Origin of the sequence: Haladaptatus caseinilyticus (assembly GCF_026248685.1) — an archaeon.
GTDB lineage: Archaea > Halobacteriota > Halobacteria > Halobacteriales > Haladaptataceae > Haladaptatus > Haladaptatus caseinilyticus.
In genome coordinates this window covers 267,666-287,636 of record NZ_CP111040.1, presented here as the reverse complement: position 1 = coordinate 287,636, position 19,971 = coordinate 267,666, and the positions used below count along the sequence as shown (strand labels likewise).

General features: G+C 47.8%; 16 protein-coding genes. 7 read left to right on the top strand and 9 right to left on the bottom strand.

Features of this window, described 5'->3' with window-relative positions; translation table 11 throughout:
* Positions 1 to 13: 13 nt before the first annotated feature.
* Both OOF89_RS24645 and hisS read right to left on the bottom strand, forming a co-directional pair.
* Positions 14 to 394, bottom strand: coding sequence for a thiaminase II/PqqC family protein (locus tag OOF89_RS24645; RefSeq protein ID WP_407661658.1), 381 nt, complete (start codon positions 392 to 394; stop codon positions 14 to 16).
* Between the two features lie 265 nt (positions 395 to 659).
* The gene (gene hisS / locus OOF89_RS18520) at positions 660 to 1,964 is read right to left on the bottom strand and encodes a histidine--tRNA ligase (RefSeq protein ID WP_266081758.1); all 1,305 of its coding nucleotides are present in this window, start codon (positions 1,962 to 1,964) and stop codon (positions 660 to 662) included.
* Positions 1,965 to 2,699: 735 nt separating this feature from the next.
* Between hisS and OOF89_RS18515 the strand changes: the two genes are divergently transcribed.
* Positions 2,700 to 3,932, top strand: coding sequence for a glycyl aminopeptidase (locus tag OOF89_RS18515; RefSeq protein WP_266081756.1), 1,233 nt, complete (start codon positions 2,700 to 2,702; stop codon positions 3,930 to 3,932).
* A 344-nt stretch (positions 3,933 to 4,276) separates the two neighbouring features.
* Here OOF89_RS18515 and OOF89_RS18510 read toward each other — a convergent pair whose 3' ends face one another.
* Complete coding sequence (locus OOF89_RS18510) at positions 4,277 to 5,959, bottom strand: NAD+ synthase (RefSeq protein WP_266081754.1); 1,683 nt, start codon at positions 5,957 to 5,959, stop codon at positions 4,277 to 4,279.
* A gap of 322 nt (positions 5,960 to 6,281) precedes the next feature.
* Here OOF89_RS18510 and OOF89_RS18505 point away from each other — a divergent pair, with 322 nt between their 5' ends.
* Positions 6,282 to 6,776 carry a PH domain-containing protein gene (locus OOF89_RS18505; protein WP_328517202.1) on the top strand — a complete coding sequence of 165 codons (495 nt, stop codon included), beginning with the start codon at positions 6,282 to 6,284 and terminating at the stop codon, positions 6,774 to 6,776.
* An 81-nt stretch (positions 6,777 to 6,857) separates the two neighbouring features.
* Here the strand turns inward: OOF89_RS18505 and OOF89_RS18500 are convergent, their stop codons facing one another.
* On the bottom strand, positions 6,858 to 7,154 hold the full coding sequence (locus OOF89_RS18500; protein ID WP_266081752.1) for a hypothetical protein: 297 nt from the start codon (positions 7,152 to 7,154) through the stop codon (positions 6,858 to 6,860).
* Between the two features lie 380 nt (positions 7,155 to 7,534).
* Here OOF89_RS18500 and glmU point away from each other — a divergent pair, with 380 nt between their 5' ends.
* Positions 7,535 to 8,716, top strand: coding sequence for a bifunctional sugar-1-phosphate nucleotidylyltransferase/acetyltransferase (gene glmU / locus OOF89_RS18495; RefSeq protein WP_266081750.1), 1,182 nt, complete (start codon positions 7,535 to 7,537; stop codon positions 8,714 to 8,716).
* A 60-nt stretch (positions 8,717 to 8,776) separates the two neighbouring features.
* Here the strand turns inward: glmU and OOF89_RS24800 are convergent, their stop codons facing one another.
* From OOF89_RS24800 to OOF89_RS18485, 3 genes are all read right to left on the bottom strand, one after another.
* Positions 8,777 to 9,001, bottom strand: coding sequence for a DUF7563 family protein (locus OOF89_RS24800; RefSeq protein ID WP_456071295.1), 225 nt, complete (start codon positions 8,999 to 9,001; stop codon positions 8,777 to 8,779).
* Between the two features lie 218 nt (positions 9,002 to 9,219).
* Positions 9,220 to 9,804, bottom strand: coding sequence for a DUF7344 domain-containing protein (locus OOF89_RS18490; RefSeq protein WP_266081748.1), 585 nt, complete (start codon positions 9,802 to 9,804; stop codon positions 9,220 to 9,222).
* Between the two features lie 362 nt (positions 9,805 to 10,166).
* On the bottom strand, positions 10,167 to 11,069 hold the full coding sequence (locus OOF89_RS18485; RefSeq protein WP_328517201.1) for a glycosyltransferase family 2 protein: 903 nt from the start codon (positions 11,067 to 11,069) through the stop codon (positions 10,167 to 10,169).
* Positions 11,070 to 11,282: 213 nt separating this feature from the next.
* On the opposite strand from OOF89_RS18485, the gene OOF89_RS18480 reads away from it, so the two are divergent.
* Entirely contained in the window at positions 11,283 to 12,533 is a 1,251-nt protein-coding gene (locus tag OOF89_RS18480) for a glycosyltransferase (protein WP_266081744.1), read from the top strand.
* Positions 12,534 to 12,854: 321 nt separating this feature from the next.
* Positions 12,855 to 15,074, top strand: a complete 2,220-nt coding sequence (locus OOF89_RS18475; protein WP_328517200.1) for an oligosaccharide flippase family protein — start codon at positions 12,855 to 12,857, stop codon at positions 15,072 to 15,074.
* A gap of 90 nt (positions 15,075 to 15,164) precedes the next feature.
* Here the strand turns inward: OOF89_RS18475 and OOF89_RS18470 are convergent, their stop codons facing one another.
* Entirely contained in the window at positions 15,165 to 15,485 is a 321-nt protein-coding gene (locus tag OOF89_RS18470; RefSeq protein ID WP_266081742.1) for a hypothetical protein, read from the bottom strand.
* Between the two features lie 430 nt (positions 15,486 to 15,915).
* On the opposite strand from OOF89_RS18470, the gene OOF89_RS18465 reads away from it, so the two are divergent.
* Complete coding sequence (locus OOF89_RS18465) at positions 15,916 to 16,725, top strand: FkbM family methyltransferase (protein ID WP_266081740.1); 810 nt, start codon at positions 15,916 to 15,918, stop codon at positions 16,723 to 16,725.
* 175 nt (positions 16,726 to 16,900) lie between these two features.
* Here OOF89_RS18465 and OOF89_RS18460 read toward each other — a convergent pair whose 3' ends face one another.
* Positions 16,901 to 18,214 carry a polysaccharide deacetylase family protein gene (locus OOF89_RS18460; protein WP_266081739.1) on the bottom strand — a complete coding sequence of 438 codons (1,314 nt, stop codon included), beginning with the start codon at positions 18,212 to 18,214 and terminating at the stop codon, positions 16,901 to 16,903.
* Between the two features lie 186 nt (positions 18,215 to 18,400).
* Between OOF89_RS18460 and OOF89_RS18455 the strand changes: the two genes are divergently transcribed.
* The gene (locus tag OOF89_RS18455) at positions 18,401 to 19,942 is read left to right on the top strand and encodes a hypothetical protein (RefSeq protein WP_266081737.1); all 1,542 of its coding nucleotides are present in this window, start codon (positions 18,401 to 18,403) and stop codon (positions 19,940 to 19,942) included.
* Positions 19,943 to 19,971 lie beyond the last annotated feature (29 nt).

The window sequence follows — 19,971 nt, the reverse complement described above, 5'->3', positions numbered from 1 at the left end:
TTTTTTGCCTTTATTAGTTTGCGTGGGTCGTTATCGAGTTCATTTCCATGTCTTCCCCTATCGTAGAATATTCCCTAAAACGCCGTTTCGAGGCGCGTACTGTTAAAAAACATTTTCGCATAGCGTCGCGTTCACCGGAGAATGATTCGGCGCATTGATTTACGAGCGTGCGCATCCACGCAGTCGATTCACGAATCCCGTCGCTGGTGTAACTCTTGAATGAAGAGTGTGTACTGATGGTCAACGGACTTGGCATTGTCTTCATATGGTCCACAATGTAGAGATCGCCCAAGCCAAAGGGATATATCACCGCAGCAAGTTCGGCGATCGATCCCTTGTAGGCCGCCCGGAGGAGGAAATACGTGTACGCGACACAGGTCGGAGCTTTCGTCACTCCTTGGAGCTCCAGTCACGAAATGCCGTATTCTTCGGCGAACTTCCAATGTAATTCTAACACGTCCACGAGAATCGCGTGTGAAATTCCGAACGGATGGTGTCTTTTGCGGTTCTCAGAGTGTTTCGCGGTCAGCTAATAGTTGATCACTGAACATCATGACTAGAAATAGACTCCGTATGCTATATTTTAGTTGTATGAACCGGTTGTTTGCTGGAGTTCACCTTTGGGCCGTAGTTTTCAGCCAATAGAAGGAATTTAATTATTAACGCGGCAGGATTTTAAGGACGTGCTCTACGACCTCATCTTTTGGAACCTTTTCTTCCTCGCCTGATTCCATGTTCTGTACCGTCACGACACCCTCGTTCAAGTCTCGCTCGCCGACGACGATAGTGTATTCCGCGTTGATGCGGTCGGCGTAGCCGAACTGCTCCCCAACACTTCGGTCGGTGAGGTCAGTTTCGACTTTCAGTCCACCACGACGGAGTTCCATCGCATACTCCAGTCCGATTTCGCGTACGGAGTCAGAAATCGTCAGAACATAGGCGTCGGTCGAAATCGCTTCCTCCGGCCATTCGTCGAGTTCCTTCAGCAATTGCATCGTCGGCGAGTAGCCGAACGCAAATCCGATTGCTGGAACGTCTTGGCCACCGAACTGCCCGATGAGTTCGTCGTAGCGACCACCGCCAAACAAGGCACGGAGGTCACTTTCGGTGGCAAACGCCTCAAATACGAGACCGGTGTAGTAATCCATCCCTCGAACGATAGAGAGGTCGAACGAACACATCGATTCGACGCCATAAGCTGACAGTACGTCGTAGAGGCCGTGCATTCGGTCGATTGCCTCGTTCGCAGCCTCGTTTTCGGGGGCTTTGTCCGAGAGTTCGACCAGCGCGCTCTCCATCTCGCCACTGATGGCGGTTAGTTCGTCGATTTCCTCGGCAGTTGCCCGGTCAACCCCCTCGGCTTCAAGTTTGGCGAGGAACTCATCGCGGCTAATTTTCTCCTTCTTGTCAATGACGCGCATTACGTCCTTGCTCTCGCCGACGCCGATTCCTCGGAGCAATGCATCGAGCAGCTGACGGTCATTAAGTTTAAACTCAACTGAATCAGCAACACCGAGCTTTTTGAAGATGGTACTAGCACAGGCGATGATTTCCCCGTCCGCCTCCACGGATTCGACGCCAAAAATGTCGAAGTCGGTCTGGAAGAACTCACGGTCACGACCTCTCTGTACCGCCTCGTAACGCCAGCGTTTGGATGTGTCAAACCATTTAATGGGGGCTCCCAAGTCCTTACGTTGTTGGACCAGTCGAGCCCGAGTCGGTGTCTGTTCTGGGATGAGTGTCACTTCACGCCCACCCTTGTCTTCGAAACTGTAGGTCTCCTCGACGATGTCTTCTCCAGACTTTACCCTAAATAGGTCGGTAGGTTCCACGCTCGGTGCATCGATTTCGCGAAACCCAAACTCCCTACCCGTCTCCTCAACGGTGTCCACGAGTTCGCGCCACGCCGACCACTCTGCTGGGTAGCGGTCATAAAATCCTTTTAGACTCTCGAAGGTATCCATATGCGGCATTTCGGAGGCAACTGATTTACATTTGGCTATCTTCCGGCTCCGCAATAGCGTTCAAATCCTCAAACCATCGAAGTTCACAAACTTGTGTCAATTGCCGAAGCCTACGATGGGAATTCGCGCGGTACTACCGGTCCGCGTGCTGTTACAGATAGGTGCCTGTTCGCCGATCACACTGATTCGAGACCACAGTCTCGATATACATGATAATGGAAATGGCGACGTTACTGACCACCTGACCGATCTGAGCCTTTTGGATCATGAGGACGATACATTTCACTTTAATAACCGAGGTTGGGTGTCAAGCCCGACGAAGAATATCGAGCGAGTGGTCCGGATACGACGATTTACACAATTCGATGTGGTGATACTACGATGGACCCGTCGCAGGTTGATAGTACGGTTTCGTTGAGAAACAGTCTGGCCGTCCTGTAATTCCCGCTCCATTATTCAGGTGACATATAATAAAGCGGATCCGAATCACCATCTGTTTTGATGACGCTTGAGATTCGAGGCTCCATGAAGACAGTATCGGTTGTAGTAGTGTGTTTACTCGTCTCAAGCACACTCGCGCCGCCAGCGATGGCGCAATCCAAGGGGGAGCCTCCGAACGTCTCCATTTCGATCGAACGGACTGCTGGTGACTCGACTACGGTTCAATATCGGCTTATTTTTGAAAATTTTCAGAATACCAAATCATTCTGGCTGATTAACTACACTGGAAACATAGTGTCCTCGGAAGGCTTTGTTACCGGCGAAACGAAGAACAGTGAGCACGCGCTTCGCTGGAATGGCGAAACCGAATCACCGTCAGTTACAGTTACTACCGATATAGACGAAGGGAACGGTCGAGAGTTCACGTCCACCGACAGGTGGATACTCGCACCGACTCCACGACTGACGGTTGCCTGGATGCCGTCGGGAGATGATGAGTGGAAGTACCGACATCCGCTTGAGAACGATTATCCCGATGCAACGATTAAGTTCGCTGATCGCGGTGTGCTTGGCTCAGCGTTCACCTACATTGGTGCGTACAAAGAGCACACTCACCACGCGGATGGCCAGCGATTTCGGATGATCGTCGTCGACGGGGCATCACCTTCCGATTCGCCCGGCAAAGTATTCAAATCGCTCACCTCAGCGAGCAAGCGTCTGCCGGGTGAGTCACCAGACAAAGTGCTCGCGTTCGTCCTGCCGGATCCCAGTTGGCGCGGTGGGTACGCCTCGCCGTCTCACGACGAAATCTGGGTACATGAGGATGCACACCTCTCCGACCCGCAAAATCTCTGGCTTCATGAATACGTCCATACGCGACAGTCGTTCAAACTCGGAGATAGAATGGCGTGGTTCCGCGAAGCCAGTGCCGCCTACTTCGCATCCAATTTGACGATGGAACAGGGGCGAACGTCGAAATCAGACGTTGCACAGATGCTTACTAGGAACGGGTTCGACGAATCGGTGCTATCCAAGTCGAACACATGGGCGAGCAACGAAGTGCCGTACTACCGAGGTGCCTACGCGCTGTGGGCGTTGGACGCGAAGATTCGAAAAGCGACTGACGGAGACCGAAGTCTGTTCGACGTCTTCGAACGTATGAATGCTCACAAGGGACCAATTTCATACGCCGACTTCCGAGCTATCGTCGCGAATGTCGCAGAACAGTCGATGAACTCGTGGCTCAATGAGCATGTTACCACGTCCGCAACACCAAAACTGCAAGATATTACGAGCGGTCTCGGCGGGTATTCAGAATCCGGTGACGTCAGAAGTTCGAACGACGGAAAAGCCTCCAATAGGGATCGAAACTACGGTATTTCTAATTCCGACCGTTTTTCCACGATGACTGGGGACCTTTCTTCTACGTTGATATTGTCGTGTGGTCTCGGCCTCATTGGACTGATGTTTGGGCTAACGTTAGCACAATACATATCAAGGTTAATCGAGCGCGTGTGGAAGCGATAAAGGGTGAGTTACATGGGTCATTTCAGTAGACGGGTTATTTCAGCTAACAGTGTTGCAAAAATCCTCAGTTACACTTCGATGCTACCGTCTCACAGTTTCAGTAATTCGCCGAACCAACGCTAGGGATCCATTGCTTCGAGTATCTCTCGAATCGTTTGGCGGAGTTTTCGTCACTGTTTTCGATATTTGATAGCAATTTTCTTGATAGTTTTGGCCCAGATAGAAAACTGCTGTACTGCACCTTACGCATCATTCATACTAACAGGCTATCTCCTACAGTAGAGTATCATCGGTAGGCGAAACTGTACCACACCAAAAATCACCGATGATGGTTCGCTCCGTTGTTACTTCGGGAGAAGGTTCTCATTCTCGGCCGCCAATGGATACCGCCACCCGATACCGAACGCTTTCGGGGACACCTTCAAAACAGGGGGGGCCTGAAATCGCTTGTACTCTGATCGATGGAGCATCGAAAGCACTCGCCGAACTGTTTCACGGTTATGCCCTGATTCGACTAATTCGTCGGCAGTTTTGCCAGCATCGATGTACCCCGCCAAAATCGAATCGAGGATTTTGTAGGGTGGCAGGTCGTCCTCGTCGGTTTGGTCGGCACGAAGTTCAGCAGAAGGTGGTTTGTCGATAACACGCTGTGGAATGACTGTCCCACGTTCATTTATTATTTCCGCGAGTTCGTATACGAGTGTTTTCGGGCAATCAGCGAGTGGCGCGAGTGCGCCGCACATGTCACCATAGAGGGTACAGTAACCGACTGCGAGTTCGCTCCGGTTGCTAGTTGCGAGGAGAAGCCTATTTTGTTCGTTGGCGATTGCCATAAGTGTCGTCCCGCGAACTCTCGCCTGTATGTTCTCCTCCGCGACTTCCGAGGTAGCATCGAAGATAGGGTTGAGTGCAGATTCAAACGATTCGAAGATATTCTCAATAGGTGCATCGATAAAGTCGATATCAAGATTTGAAGCGAGAGTACGGGCGTCAACCTTGCTTTCGTTGCTAGTGTATCTAGTAGCCATCGCGACCCCAAGGACGTTATCCGCCCCAAGAGCTTCAACGGCAAGCGACGCAGTTACTGATGAGTCGATACCACCCGAAAGGCCCACAAGTACCTGTTTGAATCCGGATTTGTGGAGATAATCGCGAATACCAAGTTCGAGTGCCTTCCGAATTTCGTTGGGACCCTTTTTGGGGTCGTCAGAGATGGTGCTCTCGTTGGATGAATTTTTGGTAAGTGGCAGGTCATACACAGTGAAATCCTCCTTGAACGCTGCAAGTCGACAGACAATGGTTCCGTCTGGAGAGATGATGAACGACCGCCCATCAAATATCAGTTCGTCGTTTGCTCCAACTTGGTTCACGAAAATGAGCCACTTTTTGTGGTCGGTAGCGTGTGCACTGAATAGTTTGTCTCGAAACTGTCCCTTGCCACCATAGAAGGGGCTCGCAGAACAGTTGATCAGCAAGTCGGCCCCGCCCCTTACTAGATCATCAATTGGGTCTACGTCATATGCTGGTCGCTCCCATATGTCGGGTTCATTCCATGCATCCTCACAAATACTCACGCCCAAATTAAGAGTAGCACCGGGCCCAGGGAATGAGATAACTGGTTGACGATCTACCGAGTCGAAATATCGGTCTTCATCGAACACGTCGTAGGTTGGAAGCAGTCGTTTTCCGATTTGACTAACGATATTGCCATCTCGACATACTGCAACCGAGTTCCGAACTGGTTTGCCGTATTCGTGTGGGTTGCCTGCCACGAACCCTACAAGTGCGGTGATATCAGTTGCTTCCTCCGCAATTTGGTCGAGAGCATTACGCTGGTCATTAACAAATGATTCACGTTTGATCAGATCTTGTGGTGGATAACCAACAAGGGCAAGTTCTGAAAACACAATAAGGCCAGCATTTTGTTCACGTGCACGCTGGACAGCCGACACTATCTTTTTGGTATTTCCCGCCACATCTCCCACAGTGTAGTTCTGTTGGGCAATTGCAATCCGTAGTACGGTCATAGCTCTCTTGTGAGGAGTTAGCTCCGGATTAGCAAAGCCGTGTCTGCTGGTATGAATTGTGATGTCCATTCTCAAAAGCGCAAATTTTCAAACCACAGTTATGTTGATAAATTTAGGTCTAAGGGCAAACTGAGCTACGATTATTATTGTTATAATAGTGGAATTTCTTGCTCTCATTATCTTTCTCTTGAACTCTATGCAAAATCAGATAACAAAATCTGAAAAAGCCGCAGATTCATAGGTCTTCATCGACTACCGACGACAAATTGGCATTCTATTGAAACAAAGTGTAAGTCACTCGCGTTCCTCTTTTCGAAATACGATGGAGAAAAACTCCGATGCGTCATGGCTTCATCTCACACCTGAAGAAGAAGTACTTTGGATGGGCCATCAAAGCATTTATCGCATTTTACCGGTTATAACAGCTGGATTCATCGTAATTCTCCTTGGTATAGGGCTAACTGGGAGCAACATTCTTGGACAAGCACGGTGGCTTGGGGTGATTTTCATATTGGTCGGATGTGTCATTGCCTTACCGTCGATTCTCCGATGGCGTTTCGAATGGTATGTTCTCACAACCGAAGAGATATACCACAAGCGTGGCATTATTTCTACAGACGTCACACAAATACGACTTGATCGAATACAGAATACGGCTTGCACTCAATCCCTAATTGAGCGAATATTTGATTACGGAGACGTCACCGTATATACTGCCGGATCTGGAACGATGGATCTCGTTTTTTCAAATATTTCCAATCCTCAGTCAGTAAATAAACTATTAACGGAACAACTAGGACGTGTATCCATACAATGACGGTATCTTTTCTACCGTTTAGGTTGTGCTTCGCTAATTATAAACATATACAACTAATAGATTTAAAACCCGATTTTTGATTTAGTTCACTTCAATACTCTGTAATTCACCAAGTGGTTGGCGCTCTTCTGCAACGGGTTTGAGTCGATCTACTTGCGGATCAAGCCACCCCCGTGCCCATTGAGTTTCGATGCGAAGGAAATCACCAGAGAACGTCTTCAATAGAAGAGTATATCGATCGTCCGTTCGATCAATATCGTGAACATGGCAGTCAATAGATATATCACTTACTGTGATTTGGAGGGGATCATCGACCTTAAGACCAACAAACGCATCAACCAAAGTAGAAACCTTATGGCGGCTTTCAGTCGTACTCATTCTGTCTAACCCTATGTCTTCTACAGTCAAAAAGAGGGATTACGGTTTCATACCGTTGTATCCACTAATGAACCACTAAAATTGCGAATTAGCCGAATAGTTTGCTCGGTTTATATCGTTCACTGGTTGTTAGAGAAGACTGTCTGCAAAGTGAATAGAGACAAACTATTTGCGGGTGATCCTCTATAAATAATGACAAGGTTTCTCGTCGTCAGAATAAAATTGGCCTCGATGAAAGCGGCTGTTTATTTCATTCTAATGGCAGTATCAATAGACATCATTTTGATAATGAATAGATTGGCAATTTCTTGAATTATAATGGCAATAGTTGGTTGGTTAGCCCGTGAATAATTATACCTCTTCTATCGAAATGTACTGATATGCAGGCAATTGTTCTTGCGGCGGGTGAAGGGACGCGAATGAGACCACTCTCCGGGTCGGTTCCGAAACCAATGTTGCCGGTTGCAAATGAACCACTCGTCGCTCATACGACACGAGCTGCTATCGAAGCTGGGGCTGAAGAGATCGTTCTCGTCGTTGGCTATGAAGCAGACACAGTTCGCGAATATTTCGGCACAGAGTACGCTGGAGTTCCCGTCAAATACGCCGTCCAAGAGGAACAACGTGGTACGGCTGATGCTGTTCGTGCAGCACAACATCATATCAATGGACCATTTGCTGTACTCAACGGTGACAATCTCTATGATACGGCTGCTGTAAAACGCCTCTTAAGTAATGGACCAAGCGTAGGAACGTACCGAGTTGAAGATCCCTCGAATTATGGTGTGATCTCAACGGATGGAAACTATGTAACCGATATTGTAGAAAAGCCAGATGACCCACCAACTGACCTCGCGAATACCGGATCATACGTATTCCCAGAAAGGGCACGTGATTGGCTCGATGTTGGGGAAAGTGAACGTGGTGAATTCGAAATTACAGATGTAGTCGAGCGCGTCATTTCGGAATATGATGTTACTGCAGTCGAAGTTGAACGCTGGCTTGACGTCGGACGACCGTGGGAACTACTGGAAGCCAACGAATGGAAACTGGCAGAACTGAAACGTGACGTGCAGGGAGACGTGAGCGAACAGGCCGTTCTCGAAGGGAATGTTGTTGTCGAAGAGGGTGCAACAGTGAAGGCGGGTGTCGTTATTGAGGGTCCTGCATTGATTCGTAAAGGTGCCAATATTGGACCAAATGCCTACATTCGTGGGGCGACACTCGTCAGCGAAGGAGCGAAAGTTGGACACAGTGTCGAAGTTAAAAACAGCATTCTATCTCCAGGTGCGACCGTTGGCCATCTTTCGTATATTGGTGATAGCGTCCTCGGGCGAGATGTGAACTTCGGTGCAGGTACCAACGTAGCGAACCTCCGCCACGACGACGCAGACATCAAGTTTACAGTTAAAGGTGACCGTGTCTCCACCGAACGGCGAAAATTCGGTGTTATTGCCGGTGACAACGCAAAAACAGGCATCAATACAAGTCTCACTCCAGGACTGAAGCTCTCGACGGAAGCGAAGACGCTTCCAGGCGAAGTTGTAAAACGAGACAAGTAGTACAACGCGACCGCACCCCGTATTTTCACGTAGGAAATGAAAGATGGTCCAGTTTTGCCATTATCGCATTTTCTCACGAGCGCGATCGGCTTCCTTAGGATTGTTTGCGTTCCCTTGTTTCACGTCAGTCGCAGTCATACACTCAAAACAGCCAAAGATCTGGTTTTGGTTATTTCCGAAAACACGGGTGAATTGTGGTGTCACAAACGATCCACAATTACGACACCGGGTGTCTGCCGTTTTACTGTCATCGACGCTTCGAGTTTCGCTCAGGTCCGTCGACATGGTGTTAGTCATATCTGAGGCCCCTACCATTATTATCGTCCGGTTAACTGCGTAAAACGAACTACAACAGAGTAGTAATAAGAGATTGATCTAACTGTTTTGTACCATTGTGTAGTAAATTTCTATTCCAATATTGATATTAAATGTAACTCGCTATAACAGATACAGACTTGTAGGTGAATTAGGTGTGAAACGTACGTTCAACTATTATACGGAATTCACCGTAGTGCAAACTGAGCACTGGAGATAAATGCGTAAAGGCCAACAGTCATTGCACCGAGAGTTTGGATAGGCGCAGATGAGATAATCGGGACATTCAACCAGACGGCGGCAAACGTCCCAGCACTCATTGCAGTCACCCAACGATAATACCTGAACCAGCGGTCGCTATCTATTTTGTCCTCCGTATCAGACAATTCATCAGATGTTGTGTCGTTCAATTCAAGATACGGATCAAATTGGTCAGCAAGTGGGCCGCGTTTGACAATCCCACGACTTTGGTTATAATCTATAATATCTTCATTGTCAAGTTTTGGCAAATGGGATTGATACAGTGCGATGTATACTCGCTGGCGCTCATTCGAAGCAAGTGCTTGTACCGTTGTATCGTTTTCCCAAGCTGCAACTTGTTCTGCGAGGTCGCGCATTTCAACTGGCCCATCTTGTTCTTTGAGATAACGAAGTGCGTATCGCCTGCGTTGAGTTTGCAGGAGATGAAATATTTTGTCCTTCGACAGCTCGTATGATTCGTCGCCGTTTTCCAATGACGATTTATCAGAGAGAGTCTGCGTCGTAGCGCTCATGTTGTCTTCGACAAAACCCAGACAGGGCTACCATATAAATAAAGCGACCCTCTCAATCTTTTTCGGCTAGTTGCATTCCGTTTACGTCTGGCGATTGTACGATTTGAACGAGTCTAAATTATGGATTGTATAAGTAACAAATTCACAATTTCACAAACAATCTCAAGTGATAGAGAGTAACTAACCACTTCTTAGCGATTGTACTAGTGTTAACAAACTAAATAGCGCAATGATGACACCGGTTGATTGAATCGTCGTGAGCTGTTTGAGTGGACCCAGGTTGAGTACCGTACAGCTAAACATAAGTGTTGAAAAGATTGACAATGCAAGATAAAAGTGTGCATAGTGGATTTTTTGCATAGTCATTCAATATTTGCTCTTGCTCCTGCATACAGATTCATTATTAAGCCTGGAATCTGCCGTAATTCGGGCCTTTTCGAACGCTTGAGATATCGGAATCCAGTCCGAAATTTACCTTCATTGAAATATTGTCTGGAGAGAATATAATTATGTGCACCAGTCACATCTATTCCCTGCTTTTCGAGGCGTTTAACGTCCTCAGCAAAGGTCCGAAGGTAGTGATCATCTGCTTTTGCAACCGAATCTGCTGGAGGGGAACCAGTTTCGTATCTAAGGAGAAGAGTTTCATTGACGCATGCGAGTTTACCCTGTTTAAGCACACGAATGAGAAATTCAGGATCCTGAAAGCGGTTAAATGACTCGTCAAAACCATCAATTTCCCTTACAATATCACTTTTTACAATTAGAGAAGATCCGGCACTTGTGTGAAGAGTATCATCAAGGACCGAACCGATGAGTTCTTTTCCACCCTCTGCACCTTCAGTTTTATTTCGTCGTGAAATAAGCTGCGTAGCCCACTTTACAATCGCATTTTGACCGTTTGGGTGGACCGTTTCTGCCTTGCAGTAGGCAGCAACCCAGTCATCAGATCGCAATTCAAGAGTAAGAACTTGCTTTTCGAGTTTTGTCGGGAGCCATACGTCATCTGAATCGAGAAACGCCATGTACTGTCCCTCTGCGTGCTCAATCCCTGTGTTACGTGCGGCACTTGCGCCCTGATTTTCTTCGTGTTTATAAAAGCGGATTCGGTCATCGTCATACGACGCAACGACCTCTGTTGTATTATCGTCAGATGCATCATCAACGATGATGAGTTCTATATCTTCAAGTGTCTGGGAAAGAACGCTTTCAATGGTTCGAGGCAGCGAGTGTGCCCGATTGTATGTTGGCACGATCACGCTCACAGTCGGGGGCATTGGTTGCCATAATGTGCGTTTTCTCTATGCTTTATTATCGGCCTCTTAATCAGGGGATCCACTACCAGCAAATATCAAAAGGCGATATCAGCAATTTCACCAGCCTCTGTTCTGCTCCGTCACAAATGGTTGTTATTCATGTGAATGGAGGACATACTTAGCCACCCGATAATAAACATCGACCACGAAGTTGCTCTAGTTATGTCGAGTGATGCGGACACGCAGATTACCGAACCACCGGATATGGGGGATGTACCGCAAAGCCACAATCTGGAGGCTCTAGGGGACAAGAACTTACTTATTGTTTCACACAGCTATAATCACTTTGTTAAGGGGCAAGTAGATGTTCTTGCCGATTATTTCAACGAAGTATACGTCCTCGTTCGATACAACCGGTTTGCAGATATCTCAAAATACCTCCCAATAGATTACGCCAAACCTTTTAGCAAAAATGCGAAGATTAATCAAGAAGATAAACCAGAAAATCTCACCGTCATTAGCACACCATTACTCTATTTGCCAATTGACCTGCACCGGCGATATCTTGGCGACCAACACGCACGAAGAGTAAAAAAGGTCGTCTCTAAGATTCCTGTTGAATTCGACGTGGTACATAGCCATTTGACCTGGACTGCAGGCTATGTCGGGACTATTCTCGCACGCGAGCTAGGAATCCCGTCTATTCTCACAGTTCATGAAAACCACGATCTATTTGTTGACCAACTCGAATCCTCAAATGATAAAATAAATCAAACATGGAAAAACGCTGATGCCATCGTCCGTGTGAACCGGCAGGATCAGGACACACTCCAGCAATTCAATGATGCAGTGTATTATATTCCAAACGGCTTCAGTCAGGAGAGATTACATAGGGTACCACAAGCTGAGGCAAAAATGGAACTTGGTATCGAAAGCGAGACAAAGCTGCTTTTCGCACTTGGGCATCTGAAAAAGAGAAAAGGATTTCAGCACCTGGTTGATGTCATGCCCGAAATCGTAGAGCAGGAAGGAGACGTGATATGTGCAATTGGTGGCCACGGCGGCATGCAGTCCGAACTTGAAGAAAAAATCGAGGAGTTTGATTTAGAAAACCATGTTCAACTACTCGGATATGTATCTAATGAGAAGTTGAAATACTGGATGAGCGCCTGTGACGCATTCGTCCTTCCAAGTTATAGTGAGAGTTTTGGTCTCGTGCAGTTAGAAGCGATGGCCTGTGGATCACCTGTTGTTTCGACAATCAACGGTGGAAGCGAGGAAGTCGTCACTTCTGAAGATCATGGATTCCTCATTGATACTCCAGACGACCACGACGCATTAACAGACGCAATAATTCGTGCACTTCGTAAAGATTGGAATCGAGATAGAATCGAAGCACACGCCAAGCAATTCACGTGGGAGCGTGTTTGTGTCGATATTGTCCATCTCTACGCCGAATTACTAAGCTTATAGTAAGGGTCGTTGTTGAAAAATATGGTTGACAAAACAGAGAAGTTTTCGAAAGCAAGAACGTATCTATTGCTCTAAAATCAAGCTCCCCAAACCCTCCGCAACACAATGAGTCACACCAAAGCGATGTTAAAAACACAATATACCGTACGAGAAGGGACAAAGCCCAAGAATTCGTTCCTAACACTCTTGCTGGATAGTAGCGATGGTGTTCGATCCAACGCACGGTCTAGTCAGTGTATAATAAAGCCCCTATAGCAAAAACTACGAAATGAGTGTCACTAGAAGTAGATCACGAAAAGAGGTACTTAGGGTGGTGATGATATGCAGAGAAGTATTCTAAGTGGAGTTCTATCGGTAGCAGGAACTAAAGTACTTACACTCATCGTTGGATTACTGACGACACCGATACTTTACCGTCTTCTCCAACCAGAAGGCGTTGGTGTGTACACTACCGTTCTCTCGGTGTTCTCACTCTTTATGATTCTCGTAAGCTCCGGCGTCGCTGATGGAGTTCGAAAATTCCTTGCCGAAGATCGAGATATGGATTGTTGGGAAGAAAATGTTGTCGGGTTTTATTTCCGGCTAGCATTCTCGCTCTCAGTAGCTGGAGCGATTGTTCTCGCGCTTGCAACGTGGGTTGGATTAGTCGAAAAAGTGTTCGGGCCAGGATTCGAGCTGTACTTTTACGTCCTCACAATTCTTGTGATAACTGATCAATTCCGTGCTTACTCTCGGCGAACGCTAATGGGGTTTGGATTAGAACGATATTCCGAGCCACTAAAAGTACTGCAGCAACTGGCATTCGTCGCAGTAGCGATTCCACTCGTTCATTTTGGATTTGGTGTAAACGGCGCACTTGCCGGAAAAATCGCGGCTGGGGGTGTGGTCACGGTCGCAGGGCTGACAATAATCGCACGACGGACCTCCTTGCGAGGAGTCTTCCGAACAACTCCAGAAAAGTTCCCGCGGCGCACAATGCTTACGTTCAATTCGCTATCTGTTGTGTTAATATTCTTGCTTATGTCGCTATACCACGTCGATATCCTTATGCTCCAATTGATATCAGGGAGCAAACAAGTCGGGTATTACCGAGCTGCACTAAAGCTTGCTGAGTTTCTTTGGTTCATTCCACTGGCACTTCAGACGGTATTTGTCCACTCAACTTCTGAATTGTGGTCGAACGACAAAACGGAGAAAATATCGAAATTGGCGGCACGAACGACGCGATACACATTCCTTCTTACTGGTATCATGTCAATAGGTCTTGCAGCACTCGCGAATGTTGCTGTCCCAGTGTATTTCAGCTCCGATTTTACACCAGCGATCACACCGTTATTGCTTCTCTTGCCAGGGACGCTTGGTTTTGCAGTTGCGCGACCTATCCTTGCGATAGCACAAGGAAAGGGTAATCTGAAATATCCAATCATCGCCACGGGAGTTGCGGCAGGTATAAATCTAATTCTCAATCTCATTCTTATTCCTCGCTTTGGAATGCACGGAGCGGCAATTGCTACCAGCATGGGATATGGTTCGATGTTTGTCTTCCATTTATGGAGTGCACGAAGAATTGGGTTTGACCCCTTGTCAGATGCCCGACTCGGCCGGGTTATTGCAACAACAGTTCTCTCCGCACCACCTATCTTTGTCTTAGCACAATTTCTTGACGTCCGACCAGAACTCTTTGGAATCGAAGTACCGCTTTCACTTGTACTCGTCCCACCACTTGGCTTCATTGTGTTTCTATTCTTCGCCTTTGCAATGGGTGCGCTGGGAGTCTGTGAAGTCCTCAATACGCTGTCTTCGTTCCCTGAACCAGTCGGCTCTCGTGCCGAAACACTTCAAGCAAACGCCAACAACGATACAATGTCATCCGATTCAATACAGAAAATGATGATTGTCGCCGGAATCCTACTCTTTATTTCGGGTATTGGATACGCATTCCTTAACCCCGGATTAGGAGGGCTCGGCGGCAGTTCCGATCCAGCACCGACTACACAACCACCAACGAACACGACAGCCACTGATACAATCACCAGTACGACCCCTCCAGCCACGACTGCTGAGGAGACAAAGCCACCAGAGAGTACAACAAGACCACCATCCACGACACCACCTGAAGAAACTGCGGAGCCGACAGAGACATCAAGTACGACCCAACCATCGACGACACCGGAAGAAACTACTCAGCCATCCACAACCAGTACGACCCAACCGCCCACAACAACATCAGAAGTTACTACTCAACCATCTACAACCAGTACGACACAACCATCCACAACTACGACCCAACCGCCCACAACTAGTACAACTCAACCATCCACAACCACATCGGAAACAACTACCCAGCCATCTACAACTAGTCCTACGACTACAATGACATCTAGTAGTAATTCAACGACCGAAGCACCAGGCACTGGATCGACGACACAGTCTAGCAGGACTACAACCCCATTGAGCACTACTACAACTTCATTAAGTACGACAACTTCATCGTTTCCGACAATAGCAACAACCACATTGACGACGACGTCTGCTCAGTGACATCCCCCCCATCCTAAACAACGGGACTTCCCCACACAGGAGGAAACCCGGCCCGCTACCGAGCAGGTTTTAGGACTGTCTCTTTCGGCGTCAAAGCGCGGGTTTCACGCCACCACTCTTCCAAAAGCGTCCTGTGGCACTGCCACGGGTGCTCCCATCACCAAGCGTGTCACCGCCGCCCGATTTCACCGGGCGGCTCTCACCCAAGGCGTCAACCTCGCGGTCGAAGGCGGTTCGGTCACACTTAGCCGCCCAGGGGGGCGGTTTACCGTGCTTGCGAACGACGCGAACCCCGCATCCGATGAACCGTGTTCCATCCGATTGTGGGAACCGACGCCCCGAAATATTCAGGACGCTGATTTCAGCGCGTCTCGTACTTCCGTGCAAGTGCCGGAAGCCAACGTAACTCATTATATTAGGCACGTCACGGTGTGTACTAAGCGTTTGAGTTTTGGCCATGCAACTGACGGTAGTTACGTCACTAAGCGAACGCGATTCACGCTCGCCGTTTAAAGATAGACTACGGCAACAAACACGCTACGTACGTCAACGGCTTAGTTGGCAATGGGATAACGTTAATGATCCCGACTATTACATAGCGGAGTGCAACAACTACGATATCGAATACGAGAATAAGATGGTTATTCCGAACAATAGCAATATCCTTTTTCGGTTGTTTACCGATTCTCGCCATATCGGTAATCAGGCAGCATGAATCAGATCCTAAAAGTGATTAATTACCTCTCGGGAGGGTTTGATAATCCAAAGAGAATTCTACCGGTACCACTCACTATTTAACCCAGAAGTTTTTTAAAATCGGCTGAGAATCCAATATGAAACGATGTCTTCTACCAACTTCCCAGTTAAGGTGTTACGAGCTGGACGACGTGTGCTTGCCACACCACCGATACAATCAATCATAAACCACCTTGGCCTCCAATCGACGCTTTCAGAAGTATACTGGCAGCTTCTCTTTCGCTTCAGTGGTGGAAGATACACACAGCAAGTTAGGGACGTCAAGTTGAACTTTTATGCAACAAATGCGGATGACTACCGACACTATAGGACACTTGTCGACGAACGTCCCGTTTTAGATGACTTGCTCTCTCGCTTAAAGCCAGAAGATGTCTTTTATGATATTGGCGCATACATCGGGAGCTACACCTGTTTTGCCGCAAAGGCGATTTCGGAGGGGCAGGTCGTTACTTTTGAACCACGTGAGCAAAAAGCCGTTCAGATTAACGCAAATCTCACACGTAACAGCTTACATGCAGAGATACGACAAGAAGCACTTTCAAACAAATCAGGAAAGGCGAGATTTTCGACGGATGGGGTTGCACAACTTTCCAAGAGTGGAACAGAGCAAGTCATATTGAAACGTGGTGATGAATTAGTGGAGGCAGGCGAGGTACCACCACCAACCGTTGTCAAAATTGACGTGGAAGGTGCAGAAGTGGACACCATTCATGGTCTTTCAGAGACGCTCTCACGGCCCGAGTGCCGGTTAGTATATTGCGAAGTACATCCAACCTTTATTGGGGAGTATAATGCGAATGAGGACGACGTTAGAAGGGCGCTAACGGATTATGGGTTTACAGTCGAAACAATACACCAACGGGGCGAGGAGTACTTTATTCGAGCGGAAAAATAGATGTCTTGAGATTCTCTCTATTCGATTGTGAGACTACTTCCCCTATTGAGTACGGTTGAAAGCAAAATGAGGATCTAAGCAGTGACGATATGACGACGACAGGACGGGAAGACAATTTTGACGCACAGCTGTTTCTTACAACCACAAAAGTAGACAAAGCCGCGTTGAGAAATGCTTAGATGAGCATGTTGCGCTCAGCCAGATCTGTGAGCGTGACAACTTCAACATTACTCTGTTTGATATACTTCAGAATCTGCTCAAACTTCTTCTCTGGGAATCCATCTTGCCCGCCGATTTTGTGGAACAGGAAGGGGGACAGTTGCTTGTACTTGGCTGCGTAGTCAATCATCTTCTTGGTTTGTTGAACGCTGCTATCCCCGTACATTCGCGAGACAATGGTGTCCTTTTTAATAACAGGAGCTGCGTTTGGAGCCGCACCGAATGAAAGCGTTGCATCAAAATGCTTCTGAGCAAGGTCAAACGTATTCGGTCCGAGGACATTTTTCGGAACGGCCATATATTTGTGACCGTTATATCCATACTTTTTCAGCCAATTTTTGGATTCCATCATGAGCTGCTCTTGCTCTTTGGCCGGTCGTTGGTTCATCGATTGTGCCTGGGTGTTCGGGTGGGCAATCATATCCCAACCGCTCTCGACCATTTTACGCATTTGACCCTGTGTTAGGAAGCCGTCGTCGTAAACGGCATCCGTAATAATGGCGTCAACGCCGCCGAAATTATACTTATTCATCATTTTATGGGCCTTCGTGAAATGAGATTCGAGGCCATCGTCGAAAGTAAGCATCACCATTCCCTTCTTTGGTGCAGGAACGGTTTTCATATCATCAACATAGAATTCAATGGGCTTACTTGTATTGGGGTCTCTTGGACGACCGATGATTCTCATCTCATACACCTTCGAGAGATCAACGCTTTGCTGTCGCTGAGCACTCGTGACACCGAGATTAACACGAACCCACTTCCCCTTTGGCCCATAGAGAGTCCGCTTCATTTCGACGATGTGGCCGCGATCAGGAGCATACAGCTGAACCGCGATCTTCACGAAATCATGCGATGTACACTTGAATGCCAGAGAGAGATTTTTGTTGCTGAAGTCTTCCGGACTACCATCCTGTGCAAAATCTGCACGGTAAATGTGGCCCTCTTTTGTTTGCTGACTTCCAACAATGTGAGCCGACTGTGATCCTTCGTACTTTTGTTTTGTACTTTTCTTGAGCTTCCCCTGTCTATCGACGGCACTCCAAGAGCCAAGCTTTTCGAAGCTTTCGAAGGTTTGTGGGCCTTGACTTGGCTGCGTGGTAGTTTCCTTACCGTTATCAGACGTTGTGGAGGGCGATCCCGTTTGACTGGTAGTTTTTGAGGTTGTCTCCTGACCATCAGAGTCGCTAAGGGCGGAGCAACCAGCAAGACTAAGAGTACCGGCGGCACCGACCGTCGTCAGGAACGTACGTCGAGTCTGTCGTTTCATCGCTACCCTACCAAAACAGACATAGGTATTTTCTTATATGGCGCTTAAGACTACGATGTAAACTGTTAACCAGGGGGAAATGCGGCCGGTTAGAGACCGTTTACAACGTTTCCAACAGAGGGAACACAGGGAGAAAGTGAACTAAGACCCTGATAACTAATACCCGGGCTTGTTTTTTCGATTTTGATGGCGTCAGACAAGCGAAATCGAAATGCAACGTCTCGTAGAACTTATCTTAAACTAGCTGGAGCAATTGCAGCATCATCCGCAATTGTTGGTTCTGCATCTGCTAATAAGTCAGAATATGACGATCAGTATGGTACTGTTATTGATGTGACGGAAGTGGGAGCAGATGACAGTGGAGATGAGTCTATTACGCCCGTACTTGAAGAGTATGCAGATGATGATACGCTGCTCTATTTCCCATCGGGACGTTACTATATGGACAAACAGTTCCGTTTCACTGGCTTCAAGAATTTCGGCATGGTCGGTGACGACGCGGAAATTGTCCCTGCAAACTACCATACATTCGACGATGAGGGTGACGGAAACCATCGGTTGTTCCGCATGGGCGTAGACTATGACCCGGGCACCGATCTACGCATAGAGGGCTTCACCATCGACCAAACGGCTGACGAAACAGGCATCCGTGTTATTGAAGCAGAAATAACTGATGGGCTCATCGTTCGGGATATCGAGATCATTGGACGACATGACAGTGGTACATTTGGCCCAGCACGCTTCGTCATTACCGATTCTGACGGTGAGGGGATCGTAGAACGGTTCGAGGCACCCGATGGTGCAGACTGGACCGGAGAAACGCCTGGAGACTCACTGTGGCGTGGTCCAACTGGTATCCTCTGTAACGATTATAACAAGGGGACGATGACGTTCCGTGATTGCATTCTCGGAAGTTTCCCGGATAATGGCCTTTATGCTGCAAACGGTTCCGGTTCAATTCAAATCGAAGGAGGACGCTTTCAGAACAGCATGGGTGCGAACGTCCGTCTCGGTGGGAATAGAAGCTACATCAAAGACGCGACAATCATCGTCGATCAACAAGATCCACATGGAATCGGACAGCGCGGCCTTCGCATGGAGCAAGGAAATGTGCTCGTCGCACGCAATGTTGATTTCCAAACCAACGTAAGAGAAAGTCCCTCGATCTGGGTTACGAACGGTGCAGAATACTGTTATATTGTAGATTCAACGGTTACTGTGCGCACAGATGAACCAACAGCTGCGATTTCCATCCGTTCGTCTGGGGGGCAAACCCGTATCAAACACACCCAGGTAAAACACGAGAGCGGTGGCGGGCCGGCCATTAAAATCAAAGAAGGTGATCAGCCGGTGTACTTGCAAGATGTGACTGTTACGGGTGAAGCACCAACAAATGGTAGCCGGAGTGCGATCCACAACGACCGTGATGGGTGTGAGTTCCGTAGTGTGAATGTCAATCATGGAGGTGGAAAAGGCCGACGCGCACTGACAAACTTCGGAAACGACGTACTTGTTTACGAAGGAGATTACGTCTCCGAAGACCACCCAATCGAGGACGGTGGCGAGGGAACATGGTTTGAAGGAGTCTCTGCTCGTTCACGACGTGGTGATGTGGGTCTGCTACTCAAAGATGAGGCAAAAGATATCTACGTCAAGAAATCTCATCTTGAGAACGGTATCGACGACCGGTCCTCTGACGGCTACGACGGCTGGGGTAACGAGTTCTAATTATCACAGACCGGCTATAATCTGTTCCT